The 13,874-nt window shown below is 70.4% G+C and carries 15 protein-coding genes; 6 read left to right on the top strand and 9 right to left on the bottom strand.

All coding sequences use genetic code 11. The features are described from left to right. Positions 1-11: 11 nt before the first annotated feature. The 4 genes from tolB to tolQ form a co-directional block, all read right to left on the bottom strand. Complete coding sequence (gene tolB / locus AC0IY0_RS09460; protein WP_246692246.1) at positions 12-1,370, bottom strand: Tol-Pal system beta propeller repeat protein TolB; 1,359 nt, start codon at positions 1,368-1,370, stop codon at positions 12-14. Positions 1,371-1,451: 81 nt separating this feature from the next. After that, positions 1,452-2,753, bottom strand: coding sequence for a cell envelope integrity protein TolA (gene tolA, locus AC0IY0_RS09455; RefSeq protein ID WP_147905785.1), 1,302 nt, complete (start codon positions 2,751-2,753; stop codon positions 1,452-1,454). Positions 2,754-2,763: 10 nt separating this feature from the next. After that, complete coding sequence (locus AC0IY0_RS09450) at positions 2,764-3,210, bottom strand: ExbD/TolR family protein (protein ID WP_147905786.1); 447 nt, start codon at positions 3,208-3,210, stop codon at positions 2,764-2,766. A gap of 25 nt (positions 3,211-3,235) precedes the next feature. Continuing rightward, positions 3,236-3,952: a protein TolQ gene (gene tolQ / locus AC0IY0_RS09445; protein WP_147905787.1), complete on the bottom strand. Its 717-nt coding sequence runs from the start codon at positions 3,950-3,952 to the stop codon at positions 3,236-3,238. Between the two features lie 328 nt (positions 3,953-4,280). Here tolQ and AC0IY0_RS09440 point away from each other — a divergent pair, with 328 nt between their 5' ends. Beyond that, positions 4,281-5,069, top strand: a complete 789-nt coding sequence (locus AC0IY0_RS09440; RefSeq protein ID WP_471763670.1) for an HpcH/HpaI aldolase family protein — start codon at positions 4,281-4,283, stop codon at positions 5,067-5,069. A 9-nt stretch (positions 5,070-5,078) separates the two neighbouring features. Here AC0IY0_RS09440 and ybgC read toward each other — a convergent pair whose 3' ends face one another. The 3 genes from ybgC to ruvB form a co-directional block, all read right to left on the bottom strand. Further along, entirely contained in the window at positions 5,079-5,525 is a 447-nt protein-coding gene (ybgC, locus tag AC0IY0_RS09435; protein ID WP_147938113.1) for a tol-pal system-associated acyl-CoA thioesterase, read from the bottom strand. 143 nt (positions 5,526-5,668) lie between these two features. Then, positions 5,669-6,394, bottom strand: a complete 726-nt coding sequence (locus tag AC0IY0_RS09430; RefSeq protein WP_147905790.1) for a DUF4142 domain-containing protein — start codon at positions 6,392-6,394, stop codon at positions 5,669-5,671. Positions 6,395-6,759: 365 nt separating this feature from the next. Then, positions 6,760-7,809: a Holliday junction branch migration DNA helicase RuvB gene (gene ruvB, locus AC0IY0_RS09425; RefSeq protein WP_147854170.1), complete on the bottom strand. Its 1,050-nt coding sequence runs from the start codon at positions 7,807-7,809 to the stop codon at positions 6,760-6,762. A 269-nt stretch (positions 7,810-8,078) separates the two neighbouring features. Between ruvB and AC0IY0_RS09420 the strand changes: the two genes are divergently transcribed. Further along, positions 8,079-8,318: a hypothetical protein gene (locus tag AC0IY0_RS09420; protein ID WP_471763669.1), complete on the top strand. Its 240-nt coding sequence runs from the start codon at positions 8,079-8,081 to the stop codon at positions 8,316-8,318. A 110-nt stretch (positions 8,319-8,428) separates the two neighbouring features. Further along, positions 8,429-8,761 carry a hypothetical protein gene (locus tag AC0IY0_RS09415; protein WP_147905792.1) on the top strand — a complete coding sequence of 111 codons (333 nt, stop codon included), beginning with the start codon at positions 8,429-8,431 and terminating at the stop codon, positions 8,759-8,761. On the opposite strand, the gene AC0IY0_RS09410 is transcribed toward AC0IY0_RS09415, so the two are convergent. Beyond that, complete coding sequence (locus AC0IY0_RS09410) at positions 8,733-9,089, bottom strand: hypothetical protein (RefSeq protein WP_471763668.1); 357 nt, start codon at positions 9,087-9,089, stop codon at positions 8,733-8,735. The two genes, AC0IY0_RS09415 and AC0IY0_RS09410, sit on opposite strands and share 29 nt — an antisense overlap. A gap of 78 nt (positions 9,090-9,167) precedes the next feature. Here AC0IY0_RS09410 and AC0IY0_RS09405 point away from each other — a divergent pair, with 78 nt between their 5' ends. After that, positions 9,168-10,064, top strand: a complete 897-nt coding sequence (locus AC0IY0_RS09405; protein WP_147938116.1) for a GGDEF domain-containing protein — start codon at positions 9,168-9,170, stop codon at positions 10,062-10,064. Between the two features lie 214 nt (positions 10,065-10,278). Continuing rightward, positions 10,279-10,947: a LuxR C-terminal-related transcriptional regulator gene (locus AC0IY0_RS09400; protein WP_147905795.1), complete on the top strand. Its 669-nt coding sequence runs from the start codon at positions 10,279-10,281 to the stop codon at positions 10,945-10,947. Positions 10,948-11,250: 303 nt separating this feature from the next. Here the strand turns inward: AC0IY0_RS09400 and AC0IY0_RS09395 are convergent, their stop codons facing one another. Next, the gene (locus tag AC0IY0_RS09395; protein WP_471763726.1) at positions 11,251-12,474 is read right to left on the bottom strand and encodes a DNA topoisomerase IB; all 1,224 of its coding nucleotides are present in this window, start codon (positions 12,472-12,474) and stop codon (positions 11,251-11,253) included. 236 nt (positions 12,475-12,710) lie between these two features. Here AC0IY0_RS09395 and AC0IY0_RS09390 point away from each other — a divergent pair, with 236 nt between their 5' ends. Next, positions 12,711-13,874, top strand: a complete 1,164-nt coding sequence (locus AC0IY0_RS09390) for a glycosyltransferase family 4 protein (protein ID WP_471763667.1) — start codon at positions 12,711-12,713, stop codon at positions 13,872-13,874.

Here is a 13,874-nt window from a genome sequence, read left to right as displayed (position 1 = left end):
TGCCAAACGACTCAGCGTCCCGCCAGCAGCGGCGACCAGGTCGGGTCGGACGCGTAGGAGGGCGTCGGGACCGACTGCTCCACCTTGCCGGTGATGTCGACCATGAACAGCTTGCCGCCGCCCTGGCCGCCCGGGTCGCGGAAGAACAGCACGTACTGGCCGTTCGGCGCGAAGGTCGGCCCCTCGTTGTGATAGCCCTCGGTGAGGACGCGCTCGCCGGTGCCGTCGGGCTTCGAGACGCAGATGGCGAACCCGCCGTTGCGCTGGCGGGTGTAGGCGATCAGGTCGCCGCGGGGCGACCAGGCCGGCTGGGAGGCTGAGCCCGCCCCGAAGGTGATGCGGTGCGGGTTCGAGCCGTCCGCGCCCATCACGTAGACCTGCTGCGAGCCGCCGCGATCCGATTCGAAGGCGATCTGCGCGCCGTCCGGGGCGTAGGTCGGCGAGGTGTCGATGGCCATGCCGTTGGTGATCGAGCGCTGGGCCTTCGAGGCGATGTCCATGGTCACGATGTCGGCGTTGCCGCCCTGCTGCACGCTCATGACGAGCTTGCGGCCGTCGGGCGAGAAGCGCGGGCTCGCGCTCATCGAATCGACGTTGCCGAGGGCTTGGCGGGCGCCGGTCTCGAGGTTGATCACCTGCACCCGCGGCTGATGCCCGGTGGCCTGCGCCATGAAGGCGATGTCCTGCGTGGCCGGCGAGTAGCGCGGCGCGACGATCGACATCTCGCCGCTGGTGATCGCCCGGACGTTGGCGCCGTCCTGGTCCATCACCATCAGGCGCTTGCGCCGGTTCTCCTTGGGGCCGCTCTCGTCCACGAAGGCGATACGGCTGTCGAACCAGGGGCCGAGGCCGGTGATCTTCGTGTAGACCGCGTCCGAGATCAGGTGGCCGGTGCGCCGGGCGTTGGCGGTGTCGGTGCCGTATTGCTGACCGGTCATCTGCTGGCCCGAGCTCACGTCCCAGAGGCGGAACTCGACCTTCAGCTTGCCCGCGGCGTCCCGGGACACGCGCCCCGTGACCAGGCCCTGGATGCCGGTGGCGCGCCATTTCTCGAAGTTCGGCGCGGCGTCGAAGTTCGGCTGTTCGGGGAAGCGGGCGTGGTCGAGGGGCGTGAAGTAGCCGGAGCGGCGCAGGTTGTTGGTTACCACGCCGGAGACGAGGCCGCCGAGGCTCGGGTCGCCGCCGAAATCCGCGATGGCGATCGGCAAGGGCTGGAAGTTGCCGCCGCCGATGCGCAGCTGCAGCTGCGCCTGGGCCGGGGCCGCGAAGCCGACGGCGACCGACAGCAGCGCCAGCAACGCGACGATGGGCGCGATCAGGTGCGCGGCTGAGGGCGCCAGAAGGCGCCCGGCGGAGGAAGTGCTGTGCATGGGTCGGACCCGAAGTGGCGATCAGACGAAGTGGCGATCAGACGGGGAGGCGGGTGACGGCAGGCGACGCGGAGGGCGATCTCAGGTCGCCGTGAACTCGAACTCCGCGTTGATGGCCTTCCAGTCGTTGTAGTACGGCGCGTAGGTGGCCGGAATGTTATACGGCGCGCAGCGGCGCACCGCCCGGAGCGCGGCTTGCGCGATCGACTGGTCCACCCCGCTGGAGCCGCCCCGCATGATCCGCGGTTCGGTGCTCAGCGAGCCGTTCGGGTTCAGCCGGATGTCGAGCACCGGCAGAACCACCCCCTGGGCGGCGCCCGGAGGCGCGGAGTAGCAGCGCTCGATCTGCTGCTGCAGCAGCCCGACCAGGGCGTCGCGCAGGGACGGCGACAGGCGCTGCGCCGTGCCGGTCGCGGCGCCCAGAGCCGCGACCTTCTGCACCGTGTGGCCGGTGGCCCCGGTGGATTGCGACGGCGCCTTCGAGGCCAGCACGGAGCGGATGTCGCCGGCGTTGAACTTGTCGGCGAGCTCGGCCTGCTTGCGCGCCTTGGCCTCGCCGTCGGCCTTGGCCTTGGCGTCCGCCATCGCCTTGGATTTCGCCTTGGCGGCGGCCTCGGCCTTGGCGGCGGCTTCCGCCTTCTCGTGCGCGGCCTTGGCCTCGGCCACCTCCTTCTGGCGCTCGGCTTCCGCCTCGGCCTTGGCCTCGGCAGCCTTCCGGGCGGCTTCCCGGGCGGCCTCGGCCTTGGCAGCATCCGCCTTGGCCTTGGCCTCCGCCTTCGCGGCGGCGGCCTTCGCGGCCGCAGCCGCGGCTTCAGCCTCCTGCCGCTCGATCAGCTTGTCGAGTTGCTCGCGCTTCTCGGCTTCGGCCTTGGCGGCCGCCTTCGCCTCGGCCTTGGCCGCCGCAGCCTTCTCGGCCGCCGCAGCCTTGTCGGCCGCAGCTTTCTCAGCCGCCTTCTCGGCGGCCTTGGCGGCAGACTTCTCCGCCTCGCGCTTCTCCTCGGCAGCCTTGGCGGCTTTCGCCACCTCCTGCGGATCCGGCTCGGCGCGCAGGGGCATCTCCTCCGCGTTGGCGAGCTTCATGTCGGCGGTGCGGGTGGGCGCGGTCGGCGCGTCGGTCTTGGCGTTCTCGGGCTCGCGATCCTCGACCTTCTCGGCCTGGCGATCGGCCCGCGGCTGGGCATTCGGCATCGGCTTGTCGGCCTGGCGCTCGCCCTTGGTGATCTCGGAGAACTGGTTCTCGGTGATCACCTCGACGGGGACGCCCTCCTGGGCCTCCGGCAGGGCCGGAGCCGCCACGCTGAACAGCGCGAAGGCCAGCAGCGCCACGTGGGTGCCGGCAGAGATCCAGACACCCGGTTCCTTGCGGTCGAAGTGGAACTCCACGGTCCGGACCCTACTGATGCTCTGGCTCGGTCACGAGGGCGACCTTCTTGAAGCCGCCGCCGGTCACGATCGCCATCACCTGGGCGACGCGGCCGTAATCGACCCGCTTGTCGCCGCGAACGAACACACGCTCCTCGGTGCCGGACTTCGACGTCTCGAGGAGCTTCGGGATGATCGTGTCGTCGGTCAGCTCGTCCTCACCCAGGAAGACCTGGCCGGTCTGCCGGATCGAGATCGTCACCGGCTTCACGTCGGAATTGAGCGGCGAGGCTTTCGACTGCGGCAGATCGAGGGGAACGCCCACCGTCATCATCGGCGCCGCGACCATGAAGATGATCAGCAGCACCAGCACGACGTCGATGAACGGCGTCATGTTGATCTCGTTGATCGGCCCGCCGCGCCGGCCCCTGCGCCGCCGCCGCTTGCCGCCGTGGGATGCACCCGCCGCCATGCTCATGGATCAATCTCCTGGATCAGCCCGGTCAGGCGGCGAGCGACAGGCGCTCGTCGATCTGGCGGGAGAGGATCGCGGAGAACTCGTCGGCGAAACCCTCCAGCCGCGATTGCGACTTCGAGACCTCGGCCTGCAGCTTGTTGTAGGCGAGCACCGCCGGGATCGCGGCGAACAGGCCGATCGCGGTGGCGAACAGCGCCTCGGCGATGCCGGGGGCGACGACGGCCAGCGAGGTGTTCTTCGAGGCCGCGATCGAGGTGAACGCAGTCATGATGCCCCAAACGGTGCCGAACAGGCCGATATACGGGCCGGCCGAGCCGATCGAGGCGAGGAACAGCAGGCGCGATTCGAGCCGCTCGACCTCACGCTGGATGGTGACGTCGAGTTGCTTCTCGATGCGCTGCGACAGGGACTGGACCTGACGGCCCGAGCCCTCGAACGAGCGCTTCCACTCGCGCATGGCGGCCACGAACACCGCCGCCAGCCCGGTGGCCGGACGGTCGTTGAACGAGCGGAACAGCTCCTCCAGGGAGCGGCCGGACCAGAACGCGTCCTCGAACGCGTCCATCTCGGCTTTGGTGCGGCGGAACAGCAGCGTCTTGTCGACGATGATCGACCAGCACCAGACCGAGGCGCTGAGCAGCCCGACCATCACGATCTTCACGACGAAGTGGGCCTGCAGGAACAGTCCGAGCAGCGTCATGTCGGCGACAGGCGCGGCCTGCATCGCGTCGGCTGGGTTCATCCGTCGAGATCTCCTGCTCCGGATCGCGATGCGCCGGGCGAGGCCCACGTCCGCCGGATCCGTGAGCGATATCAATGCTATCGTCCGCGAATCTGTCGAAAGTAAGGGCCGTCTTCACCCCGTAATCGGGCGGCATCGCACCGACTTCGTTAAGGGCGCGACAAGGTTAAGGATCGGTTTCGATCGGGGCGATCCTAGGGCATTCCAGGACATCGGCCGCAGTATGGGTCGCGACGCGCCCGCCCGAGACTGGACCTCGCGAAACCAGGCCCGTTATCCTCACCCCTACGGCGAACCCGTCGCCGCGAGCCTCAGTCCAGGACGTGTCATGACCCTGCCCGTTCCGAGCCTCCACGGCCTGCTGCCCGCGGGGCCGGCCCGATTTCTCGGCTGGTCCTGCATCGCCGACCCGACCATCGCCGGAGCCCTGGCGCGCGCCGGCTTCGACGCCGTGCTGCTCGACCAGCAGCACGGGGCGCACGGCTATCAGTCGTGCTGCGCGGCGATCACCGAGGTGGCGCTCGCCGGCAAGCCGAGCCTGGTGCGGATCCCGGTCGGCGACTTTGCCATGGCGTCGCGGATGCTGGATGCCGGCGCCGCGGGCATCGTCGCGCCGATGATCAACAGCGTGGCGGACGCACAGGCGCTAGCGGCCGCCACCAAGTATCCGCCGGTCGGGCAGCGGAGCTGGGGGCCCGACCGCGCCATGTGGATGTCGGGCCTGAGCGACGCCTCCGAATACCTCGCCGGCGCCAACGCCTGGGCGCTGACCATCGCCATGTGCGAGACCGCGGAAGCGATCGACGCGCTGGAGCAGATCCTGGCCCTGCCGGGCATCGACGGCATCCTGGTCGGCCCCGCCGACCTGTCGATCGCCCTGTCCAAGGGAACGGCGATCGACCCGTCCGGCGCTGCGGTCACGGCCGCCCTCGGCGAGATCGTGCGCAAGACCCGGGCTGCCGGCAAGCTGCCCTGCGCGTTCTCGCCGTCGCCCGTGCGGGCCCGGGAGATGGTTGCGATGGGCTTCCAGCTGGTCTCGGTCGAGTACGACGCGATGACCATCGTCAACGCCTTCGCCAAACTCCTGCGCGACGCCGACCCGACGCGGGTCGCCTGACCGGACGCGTCAGGCGGCTCCGGGAGGGGCCAGGAGCCGGCGCAGGGCCTCCGGCAGCCGGATGGCGCGTCCGTCGCGCACGCAGGCGACAAGGACGTCGGCGGCGACCAGCAGATCGTCGCCGCGCCGGACCTCCTGGGCGAGCTGCATCGAGGCGCCGCGCAGCTGCCGGGTCCGGGTCACGATGGTGAGCTGGTCGTCCATGCGGGCGGGGCGGATGAAGTCGAGCGCCATGCGCCGGACCACGAAGACGAGGCCGCTGGCCTCTCGATGCAGATCGGACTGATCGCCCGCCAGATCCCGGAGCAGCTCGGTCCGGCCACGCTCCAGGAAGCGCAGGTAGCTGGCATGGTAGACGAAGCCCGAGAAGTCGGTGTCCTCGTAGTAGACGCGCACGCCCAGGCGATGGGGGGCGTCGTCCGTCGGCGCGCCGGTGGCGGAGGTCTGTGCGCTCATCGAACATCGTCTACGGCACGATGCGGCAGCGGGGGAAGCAGCCGTCACGCCTCGCCGGGTGTGTGGGATAAAACCGGTACCCGTCCGACACGACGAGGGCCACCCTGGGGCGGCCCTCGCGTGATCGGGTCTGGACTGAACGATCAGCCGCCGATGCGGGCGGCCAAGCTCGCTGAGTGGGCGTGCTCGTCGGCGATGTAGGGCAGCGCCTCGCTGGCGAAGCGGCGGCCCTGGGCGCTGTCGCCCGACTTGGCGTAGGCGTCGTAGAGCGCCAGCGTCTGGGCGTCCGAACGGGCCTGCTGGTCGATGTAGGCGCGGTCGAACGAGCGGCCGCTTCGGGCCGACTGGAGCTGCGACAGGCGGGCCTGACCGCGCTCGCCGAGGGCGACGCGACGGCCGGGCTCAGTCGGGCTGTTGTCGACGATGCCGACTGCGCCGAGCGCGCCGCCGACGATGCTGGTCCCGAGGTTCGCCGCGATGGTCACGGGCGCCAGCACGAAGCCGACCGGATTGCTCAGGTCCGTCTTGATGCCCTGGTTGTCCGAGACGACCGTGCCGTTGCGCGACAGCGAGGTGTTCGCCGGCAGGAGGGCGTCGGTGGTGGCCTTACGCTCGACCAGAACGCGATGGGCGTAGTTCCGAACGCGCGGGTTGCGCGAACGCTCGAGGGCGATGCGGCTCGCCTCGATGCTGGTCGCATCCGAACGCAGCGCCTCGGCGCGGAAGGCCGGGGTCTCGGTCGCGGCGGCGCCGACGCCCTGCTGGTTGGCGAAAGGCAGAATCCGGATCGGGAGCGCGTCCTGCGCGAGCGCCGGGGTCGAGAGCGCGGCGGCGGAGAGGCCGAGGACGGCGAGCGTGAGTGTCTTCATGGAGGAAGGAAGTCCCTGGTGTTCTTATTGATGGCTCAAGGATCGGCCGGGATACCGTGGCAAGAGCCACAGTCCCGCAATCCTGCCAGCGCCACGCAGACTGGCGCGGTCGCCATCTCAACTGCCGCGTTTTGCAGCTGTTCCGCCGCCAAGATCGCGTTTGCGTGAACCGACGGGAGCGGGATTACGCAAAAGCTTGGCAATAGTGTCCGCTGGCCCGCGGAGAAACACCCGCCGGTTGAGGCGCTTGGCCTTAGTGCGGCGCACAAGTCCGCGCCGATCGCCGTTGCGGGTGCAGATGGCAACCTATGAACGAGGCGTGAACCAGCCCCGTCCCGACCGCATGGACGGTACGGAGATCCGGCTCAGGCGGCGTCGCCGTCGTCGAACAGGCCGTCCTGCTGACGTCGCGGCTCGGCAAAGCCCATGTGCCGGAACGCGTGCTTGGTGAGCACTCGGCCCCGGGGCGTGCGCTGCACGAAGCCGCGTTGGATCAGATAGGGCTCGATGATGTCCTCGATCGCGTCGCGCGGCTCGGACAGGGCGGCCCCGATCGTCTCGATCCCCACCGGGCCGCCGCCGAACGAGGTGGCGATCAACGTCAGGTACTTGCGGTCCATCACGTCGAGGCCGACCGAATCGACGTCGAGCAGCTTCAGCGCCCGGTCGGCGATGGCGCGCGTCACCGTCTCGGCCTCGGCCACGATCGCGAAGTCGCGCACCCGCCGCAGCAGCCGGCCGGCGATGCGCGGCGTGCCCCGGGCCCGCCGGGCGATCTCGTTGGCACCTTCCGGCGACATGCCGAGCCCGAGCACCCGGGCGCCGCGGGCGACGATCTTCTCAAGTTCGTCGATCTCGTAGAACTCGAGCCGGATCGGGATGCCGAACCGGTCGCGCAGGGGCGTCGTCAGCAGGCCCGCCCGGGTGGTGGCGCCGACGAGCGTGAACTTCGGCAGCTCGATCTTCACCGAGCGCGCCGCCGGCCCCTCGCCGATGATCAGGTCGAGCTGGTAATCCTCCATGGCCGGGTAGAGGATCTCCTCCACGGCCGGGTTGAGCCGGTGGATCTCGTCGATGAAGAGCACGTCGCGCTCCTCGAGGTTGGTCAGCTGCGCCGCGAGGTCGCCGGCCTTCGCGATGACCGGGCCCGAGGTCGAGCGGAAGTTCACCCCGAGTTCGCGGGCGACGATCTGGGCCAGCGTGGTCTTGCCGAGCCCGGGCGGCCCGACGAACAGCACGTGATCGAGGGCCTGGCCGGTCATCTTGGCCGCCTCGATGAAGATCTGCATGTTGGCGCGTGCGGCCTTCTGCCCGATGAATTCGGACAGGCTCAGCGGCCGGATCGTCTGATCCACGTCCTCGGCGCGCTTCTCCGGCGTCAGGAGCACGTTGGTCGGGGGCTTGGGCTTGCTCATGGACCTTCGCTCGTGGACCGGCTCGCCCGCTGGTTCAGGGGTCCGCGGGAGCCGTCGCGTCCGGGCCGTTCCTCCTAATACGCGCGCGCTGCGAAGTCTAAGCGTCCGAGCCGTCTCGGCGCCGGGCCGGCGCCGTGCCGCAGCACACGGTCACGCCCGCCGCCGGCCGGGAAGGCGCGGCCTCGATGAAACCGAAATGGTGCGCCGCGCATTTCACTGACGAATCCTTAAACTCGGCCGCAGGGCGCTGCTCCACCATGAATATCCGCATGCATCGCCGATCGATGGCTTTCGGTGCGGCCAGCGCCGTCCTGCTCCTGTCCGCCGTGACGCAGGCCGAGGCCGCCCCGGCCGGCACCGAGACCAAGGTCGCCGAGGCCAGCCCGCAGCAGGTCCATCCCATCTCCGCCGTCGAGCGCGAGGACGACGCGACCTGCAGCCGTGCCCGGCGGCGTCTCTGGATCGAGGGCGAGGGCTGGGTGGTCCGCCGGATCACCACCTGCCGCTGACATCGCGCCGCCGCGTTACGCATTCTGCCGGGGCTGCGGCCCGGAACGGGCAGTGATCGTGTCGGTTCCCCACGATCGTTCCTGAAGCGCCGCGTCCTGGAGCCGCCCGCATGATCACCCGGACAGCCCTCACGCTCCTCGCCGCCCTCGTGGCCGCACCCGCCTCCGCGCAGGGCGTCTACGCCTACGGGTCGGGCCAGGACGGCTTTGCAGGCCCGTTCGTGCGCGGCACCTATATCGGCGCGCCCCTGACCCGGGTGCCGCGGCCGAGCCAGATCGTGCCGGCGCCGTGGAGCTACGGGACCTACGGAGTCCCGACCGTCACCGGCATCGCGGCCGCGCCGGCCCTTCCGCCGACCCTCACGGTCATCAACGCTGCCCAGCCGGCGGCCCGCCGCGCTTCCGGCGCGCAGATCATCTCGGTTCAGGTTCCCCGGCGCTGAGCGCCGCGAACCAGTCGGCGTAGGGCGTATTCCGGACCAGGTGCCGGTTCAGGTCGGGGGCGTCGTCGTGCCACCAGACGGGGCCGCGCTCGCCCAGCCCGGTCTTGGCTTCGTCGACCGCGGCCCGGGCCGCGGCCGTCGCGGTGGCGGCATCGGGCTCGCCCTCGCGCTCGGCGCGCTTGGCCGCCTTCACCGCCCGGCGCGCATCCATCAGCCCGGCCACCAGCGCTGCGCGACGCGCCTCCGGCAGGTGCGGGTCGGCGCGCCGCCACAGGCGACCGCGGACCACGATATAGCGCAAGTCAGGGGTGGTTATGACGGCGCTCATGCTGGAATTCGCACTCTCTGTTCGGTCGAAATTAAGTCTTGCTCTGGTAGACACCCGAGATCGGGTCCGGGTCATGCCATGCAGATCGTCGTCGTCGATTCGAGCCGCGTCGTCCTCCAGATCATCGCATCCCTGATCGAGCCACGCGGCCACGAGGTCCACGCGTTCACGGATTCCGAACAGGCGCTGCGACACCTCGCCGCCACCCCGTCGGTCCGCGTCCTGATCACCAGCGTCGAGGTCCGGCCGCTCTGCGGCCTCGAACTCTGCTGGTCCGCGCGGCTGCTCGCCGAGGAGCGCAGGCCGCTGCACGTCATCACCATGTCGTCCGCCCGCAACGTTCGCAGCCTGGCCGAGGCCCTCGACAGCGGCGCCGACGACTTCATCGAGAAACCGCCGAGCGCCGAGGAGCTGAACGCACGCTTGCGCGCGGCCGAGCGCATGATCACCATGCAGGAGGAGCTGATCCGCCTCGCCGAGACCGATCCGCTCACCGGGGTCTTCAACCGGCGCGCCTTCTTCGACCGGGCGCGCCTCGCCGCCGAGCAGAGCGGGCGCCCGGCCCGGATCTCGGCGATCCTGGCCGACATCGACCATTTCAAGCGGATCAACGACGAGCACGGCCACGATGTCGGCGACGTCGCCATCAAGGCCATGGCCGAGCTCATCGCCGGGGCCGGCATCGGCGGCCGCCTGGGCGGCGAGGAATTCGGCATCGCCCTCCCGGGGTTGAGCCTTGAGGAGGCGACCGCCCGGGCCGAGCGTCTGCGGGAAGCCGTTCAGGCTCTGCGTATCCGCGGCAGCCGGCATGCAATCGGCTTCACCTGCAGCTTCGGCGTGAGCACCTGGGTCGAAGGCGACGACGTCAACGCCCTGCTCAAGCGGGCCGACCTCGCGCTCTACGCGGCCAAGAGCGGCGGGCGTAACCGCGTCGTGCCGTACCAGGGCGAGGCCACCTTGGCCGTCGCAAGCTGAGACGGCCGAGCCGCCCCAGCCTGGGACGCATCGCCGCGGCATGGTTAAAGACGGCAACCCATATTGGCACACCAATTTGGAGCACGAAGACAGGAATCGCCCGATTCCGCGAATATAAAGCTTAATATTCGCCCCAAACTCGTGGAATGGATCTTGGAACTACGCATCCGATCCCGGCCCCTTTGTATCGCCGGGAGACGAAAGGTGCGAGGTCATGAGTACGGCCGTTGGCGTCCTGATCCTGGATGAACCGCAGGACCTGAGCGCGACTGTGCGCGCCACTCTGGAGCATATGCCGGAGTTTCACACGATCGGCGAAGAAGACTTGGACCGGGCCGATGCCGGATCCGCGGTCGCGCTGATCTTCCTCGACGAGATCCGGCTGGCGGATGGGATCGCGCGTCTCGTCGGCTTGAAGGAGCGGCAGCCGAACCTGCGCACCCTCGTAGCTTTCGGGGCACTCACCGCCGACGACCTCCGGGCGCTGCTGGCGGCGGGTGCCGACGCCTTCGTGGCCCGGTCGAAGTCACCGCGGGAGCTGGGCGCCGCCCTGCTCGCCCTGGCCGAGGGATCGGAGTGTCTCGTTCCCCCGGAGCAGCAGGCCGCGATGCCGGCGGAGCAGGGCGACAGCCTCGGGCTCACGCCGCGCGAGGCGGAGGTGCTGCGCTTCCTCAGCTCGGGCTTCAGCAACAAGGAGGTCGCCCGCCGCCTCGCGCTCAGCGTGCGGACCGTGGAGACGCACCGGCTCAACCTGCGCCGGAAGACGCAGACCGGACGGCTCAAGGACTTGGTCTCGCTGGCGCGCCAGCTGGGTCTGGCCCCGGTGGTCGACAGCGACCCGAACCGTCGCGGCGGGTCCGGCGGCAACCAGTCCCGGCATTGACCGGGATCCCGGGCAGCCCAATGCGGGGGCTGCCCCCCTACGTCCTTGCCCGCGCGCCTGCAGCGCGACCGGAATGCGATCCGGGACCAGCACGAGACGATGCGAAGCGTCCGCCTTGGTCTTGATCGTGCCGCCGCGCGGCCCTTACTCTTGCGGGTTCCGGATCAACGTTCCGGGCGTCCGGGATAGGAGCGCGCGTCAGACACCGGGGGCAGCGAAGTCGGCCAACGCGTGTCGCCACCGCGTGAATCGGTCGGACACAGGCCTCATGGCGCCACCGCGCCGTCCACCACGAAAAACGTCTTACGTGGCAACGGCTTGCGCCGCGGTGCGGGACCGCCCGGCGGTTTTTTTGACCAGGGCTGCCGCCTTGGCCCGGGCTGCCGTCTTGCTCCGTTTGCGGGCCGGAGTCGCGCCGGGCTTGACCGGCTTGCCCGCCTCGGCGGCGTCCCGCGAGGCGGCGAGCCGTGCCTGCAGCAGGCCGAGCACCGCGGCCTCCTCGGAGCGGAGCTTGCCGAGGTCTCCGCTCAGCTCGGTCTCGACCGCGTCCTGCACCTGAATCAGGAGGTCGCCTTCGAGGTAGCAATCGAGGACCTGGGGGTGGATGTAGCACTTCCGGCAGATCGTCGGCGTGTTGCCCAGGCGCCCGGCGACGCTCTCGATCGCCGCGCGGACGTTGCGCTTGGCCCCCGCCTCGCTGTCGAAGCTCTCGAACTCGCGCAAGGCCAGCGCCGCCAAGACCGTCCCGGCCCAGGTCCGGAAATCCTTGGCGGTGAAATCCTCGCCCGTGACCTCGCGCAGATACGCGTTCACGTCCGACGAGGTCACGTCGCGCTGCACGCCCTCGCCGTCGATGTACTGGAACAGCTCCTGCCCGGGCAGGTCCTGGCAGGCCTTCACGATCCGGGCGACGCGCCGGTCCTTCAGCGACACGTCCCAGGTCTTGCCGCTCTTGCCCTTGAACCGGAACGACAGCTCGGCCCCCGCGATCCGGACATGCGGATCGCGCAAGGTCGTCAGGCCGTAGCTCTTGTTGGTGCGGGCGTAATCGTCGTTGCCGACGCGGATCAGCGTGGTCTCGAGCAGGTGGACCACCGTGGCCAGAACCTTCTCGCGGCACAGGCCCTGACGCTTCATGTCGGCATCGACCCGCTGGCGGATGCCCGGCAGGGCGTCCGCGAAGGCCATGATCCGCGAGAACTTGTTCTCCTCGCGGGCCTGCCGGAAGTCGGCGTGGTAGCGGTATTGCTTGCGCCCCTTGGCATCCCGGCCGGTGGCCTGGATGTGGCCGTTGCTGCGCGGGCAGATCCAGACATCGGTGTAGGCCGGGGGGATCGCCAAGGCACGGATGCGGGCGAGGATCCGCTTGTCGCGCACCGGCGCGCCCTTCGCATCCAGGTAGCGGAAACCGGTGCCGCTGCGCTTGCGGGTGAGGCCCGGCAGGCCGTCATCGACGTAGACGAGGCCGGCTTCCTCGGCCGCCGCGCGCAGGGTTCCGCCGCTTTGGTCAGTCTCGGTGTCCGCCATGGCCGCCCCTCCCGGATACGCCGCCGGGGTGACACCCGGCGAGAAGGCCCCGGTCAACCGGCGGCGCAGGTGGGCCGTTCCGGGCCTGCGCATCCGCCGCAGGCCGGCGCCGTGGGCCATGCGAAAAGCCTCGTTCCGCAAGCGGGCCGCCGGCTTCCGGAAAAAGACGATGCGGATCAAGGCGCTAGCGCATCGTGCCGGTTCCGGTATCCGGCCCGATGCGCTAGACAGGATTGATGGACCTCGAACCCGCCCGCGACCCCCTCACCAATCCCAAGCGAAGTCTGGTCTTCGTGGTCACCGAGGATTGGTTCTTCGCCTCCCACTTCCTGCCGATGGCGCGTGCCGCGATCGGCATGGGCCTGTCGGTCGCCGTCGTCACCCGGGTGCGGGCGCACCGCGCCGCCATCGAGGCGACGGGGGCCCGCGTCGTGCCGCTGGAGGCCGAGCGGGCAAGCCTCAACCCGATGACCGCCGGCTATGCGGCCGGGCAGCTCGCCGGGATCCTGAAGGCGCTCGAGGCCGACATCGTCCACTGCATCGCCCTGCGCAGCATCCTGGTGGGCGGCACCGCGGCCGCCATGGCCGGCATCCCGGCGCGGGTCTACGCGCTGACCGGGCTCGGCCTCGTCGGCGCCCGCGCGGACCGGATCGGGCGCGTCGCGCGCCTCGGGCTGAAGGCGCTGATCCGGGGTCCGCTGGCGTCGGCGCGGACGCGCTTCCTGTTCGAGAATCCGGACGACGCGCTGGCGCTCGGCCTCGACCCGTCCGATCGGTCCGTGACGGTGGTCGGCGGCGCCGGCGTCGCCCTCGCCGCGTTCGCACCGCAGCCGATGCCGCCGGTACCGCCCCTGAAGGTCGCCCTGGTGGCGCGCATGCTCTGGTCCAAGGGCGTCGACGTGGCCGTGGAGGCGACCCGCCTGGCCAGGTCCCGGGGCGCAGCCGTGGAGCTCGCCCTGTACGGGGCGCCCGATCCGTCGAACCGCCGCTCGATCGACGCGGCGACGTTGCGGGGGTGGAGCCGCGACGGCGTCGCCTGGCACGGCCCCACCGAGGATGTCGCCGCCGTCTGGGCCGGACACCATGTCGCGTGCCTGCCGTCCCGGGGCGGGGAGGGGCTTCCGCGGACCCTGCTCGAAGCCGGCGCCTGCGGCCGGGCGCTCGTTACCACGGATGTCCCGGGCTGCCGGAGCCTCGTGCGCGACGGCATCGAGGGCCTGCTCGTGCCCCCCGGCGACGCCCCGGCCCTGGCCGACGCCCTGGTCCGGCTGTGCAACGATCCGGCCGAGGTCGCGACGTTCGGCGCGGCGGCGCGGGCGCGGATCGAGGCGGGCGGCTTCACCGAGGCCGCCGTCACCGATCAGGTCTGCGCCGTCTGGCGCGACCTGCTGGACGCCTGA

This window comes from Methylobacterium sp. AC315, assembly GCF_979253755.1.
Note: the sequence above shows the minus strand (reverse complement) of the source record. Positions and strands in the feature narration are given on the sequence as shown.

Bases quoted from the DNA above. Each gene is read 5' to 3' on its own strand.
- AC0IY0_RS09415 (WP_147905792.1), top strand. From the start codon at position 8,429: ATGATCACCCGGACAGCCCTCACGCTCCTCGCCGCCCTCGTGGCCGCA.
- AC0IY0_RS09430 (WP_147905790.1), bottom strand. From the start codon at position 6,394: ATGAAGACACTCACGCTCGCCGTCCTCGGCCTCTCCGCCGCCGCGCTC.
- AC0IY0_RS09410 (WP_471763668.1), bottom strand. From the start codon at position 9,089: ATGAGCGCCGTCATAACCACCCCTGACTTGCGCTATATCGTGGTCCGC.
- ybgC (WP_147938113.1), bottom strand. From the start codon at position 5,525: ATGAGCGCACAGACCTCCGCCACCGGCGCGCCGACGGACGACGCCCCC.
- AC0IY0_RS09390 (WP_471763667.1), top strand. From the start codon at position 12,711: ATGGACCTCGAACCCGCCCGCGACCCCCTCACCAATCCCAAGCGAAGT.
- tolB (WP_246692246.1), bottom strand. From the start codon at position 1,370: ATGCACAGCACTTCCTCCGCCGGGCGCCTTCTGGCGCCCTCAGCCGCG.
- AC0IY0_RS09400 (WP_147905795.1), top strand. From the start codon at position 10,279: ATGAGTACGGCCGTTGGCGTCCTGATCCTGGATGAACCGCAGGACCTG.
- ruvB (WP_147854170.1), bottom strand. From the start codon at position 7,809: ATGAGCAAGCCCAAGCCCCCGACCAACGTGCTCCTGACGCCGGAGAAG.
- AC0IY0_RS09395 (WP_471763726.1), bottom strand. From the start codon at position 12,474: ATGGCGGACACCGAGACTGACCAAAGCGGCGGAACCCTGCGCGCGGCG.
- tolQ (WP_147905787.1), bottom strand. From the start codon at position 3,952: ATGAACCCAGCCGACGCGATGCAGGCCGCGCCTGTCGCCGACATGACG.
- AC0IY0_RS09420 (WP_471763669.1), top strand. From the start codon at position 8,079: ATGCATCGCCGATCGATGGCTTTCGGTGCGGCCAGCGCCGTCCTGCTC.
- AC0IY0_RS09440 (WP_471763670.1), top strand. From the start codon at position 4,281: ATGACCCTGCCCGTTCCGAGCCTCCACGGCCTGCTGCCCGCGGGGCCG.
- AC0IY0_RS09405 (WP_147938116.1), top strand. From the start codon at position 9,168: ATGCAGATCGTCGTCGTCGATTCGAGCCGCGTCGTCCTCCAGATCATC.
- AC0IY0_RS09450 (WP_147905786.1), bottom strand. From the start codon at position 3,210: ATGAGCATGGCGGCGGGTGCATCCCACGGCGGCAAGCGGCGGCGGCGC.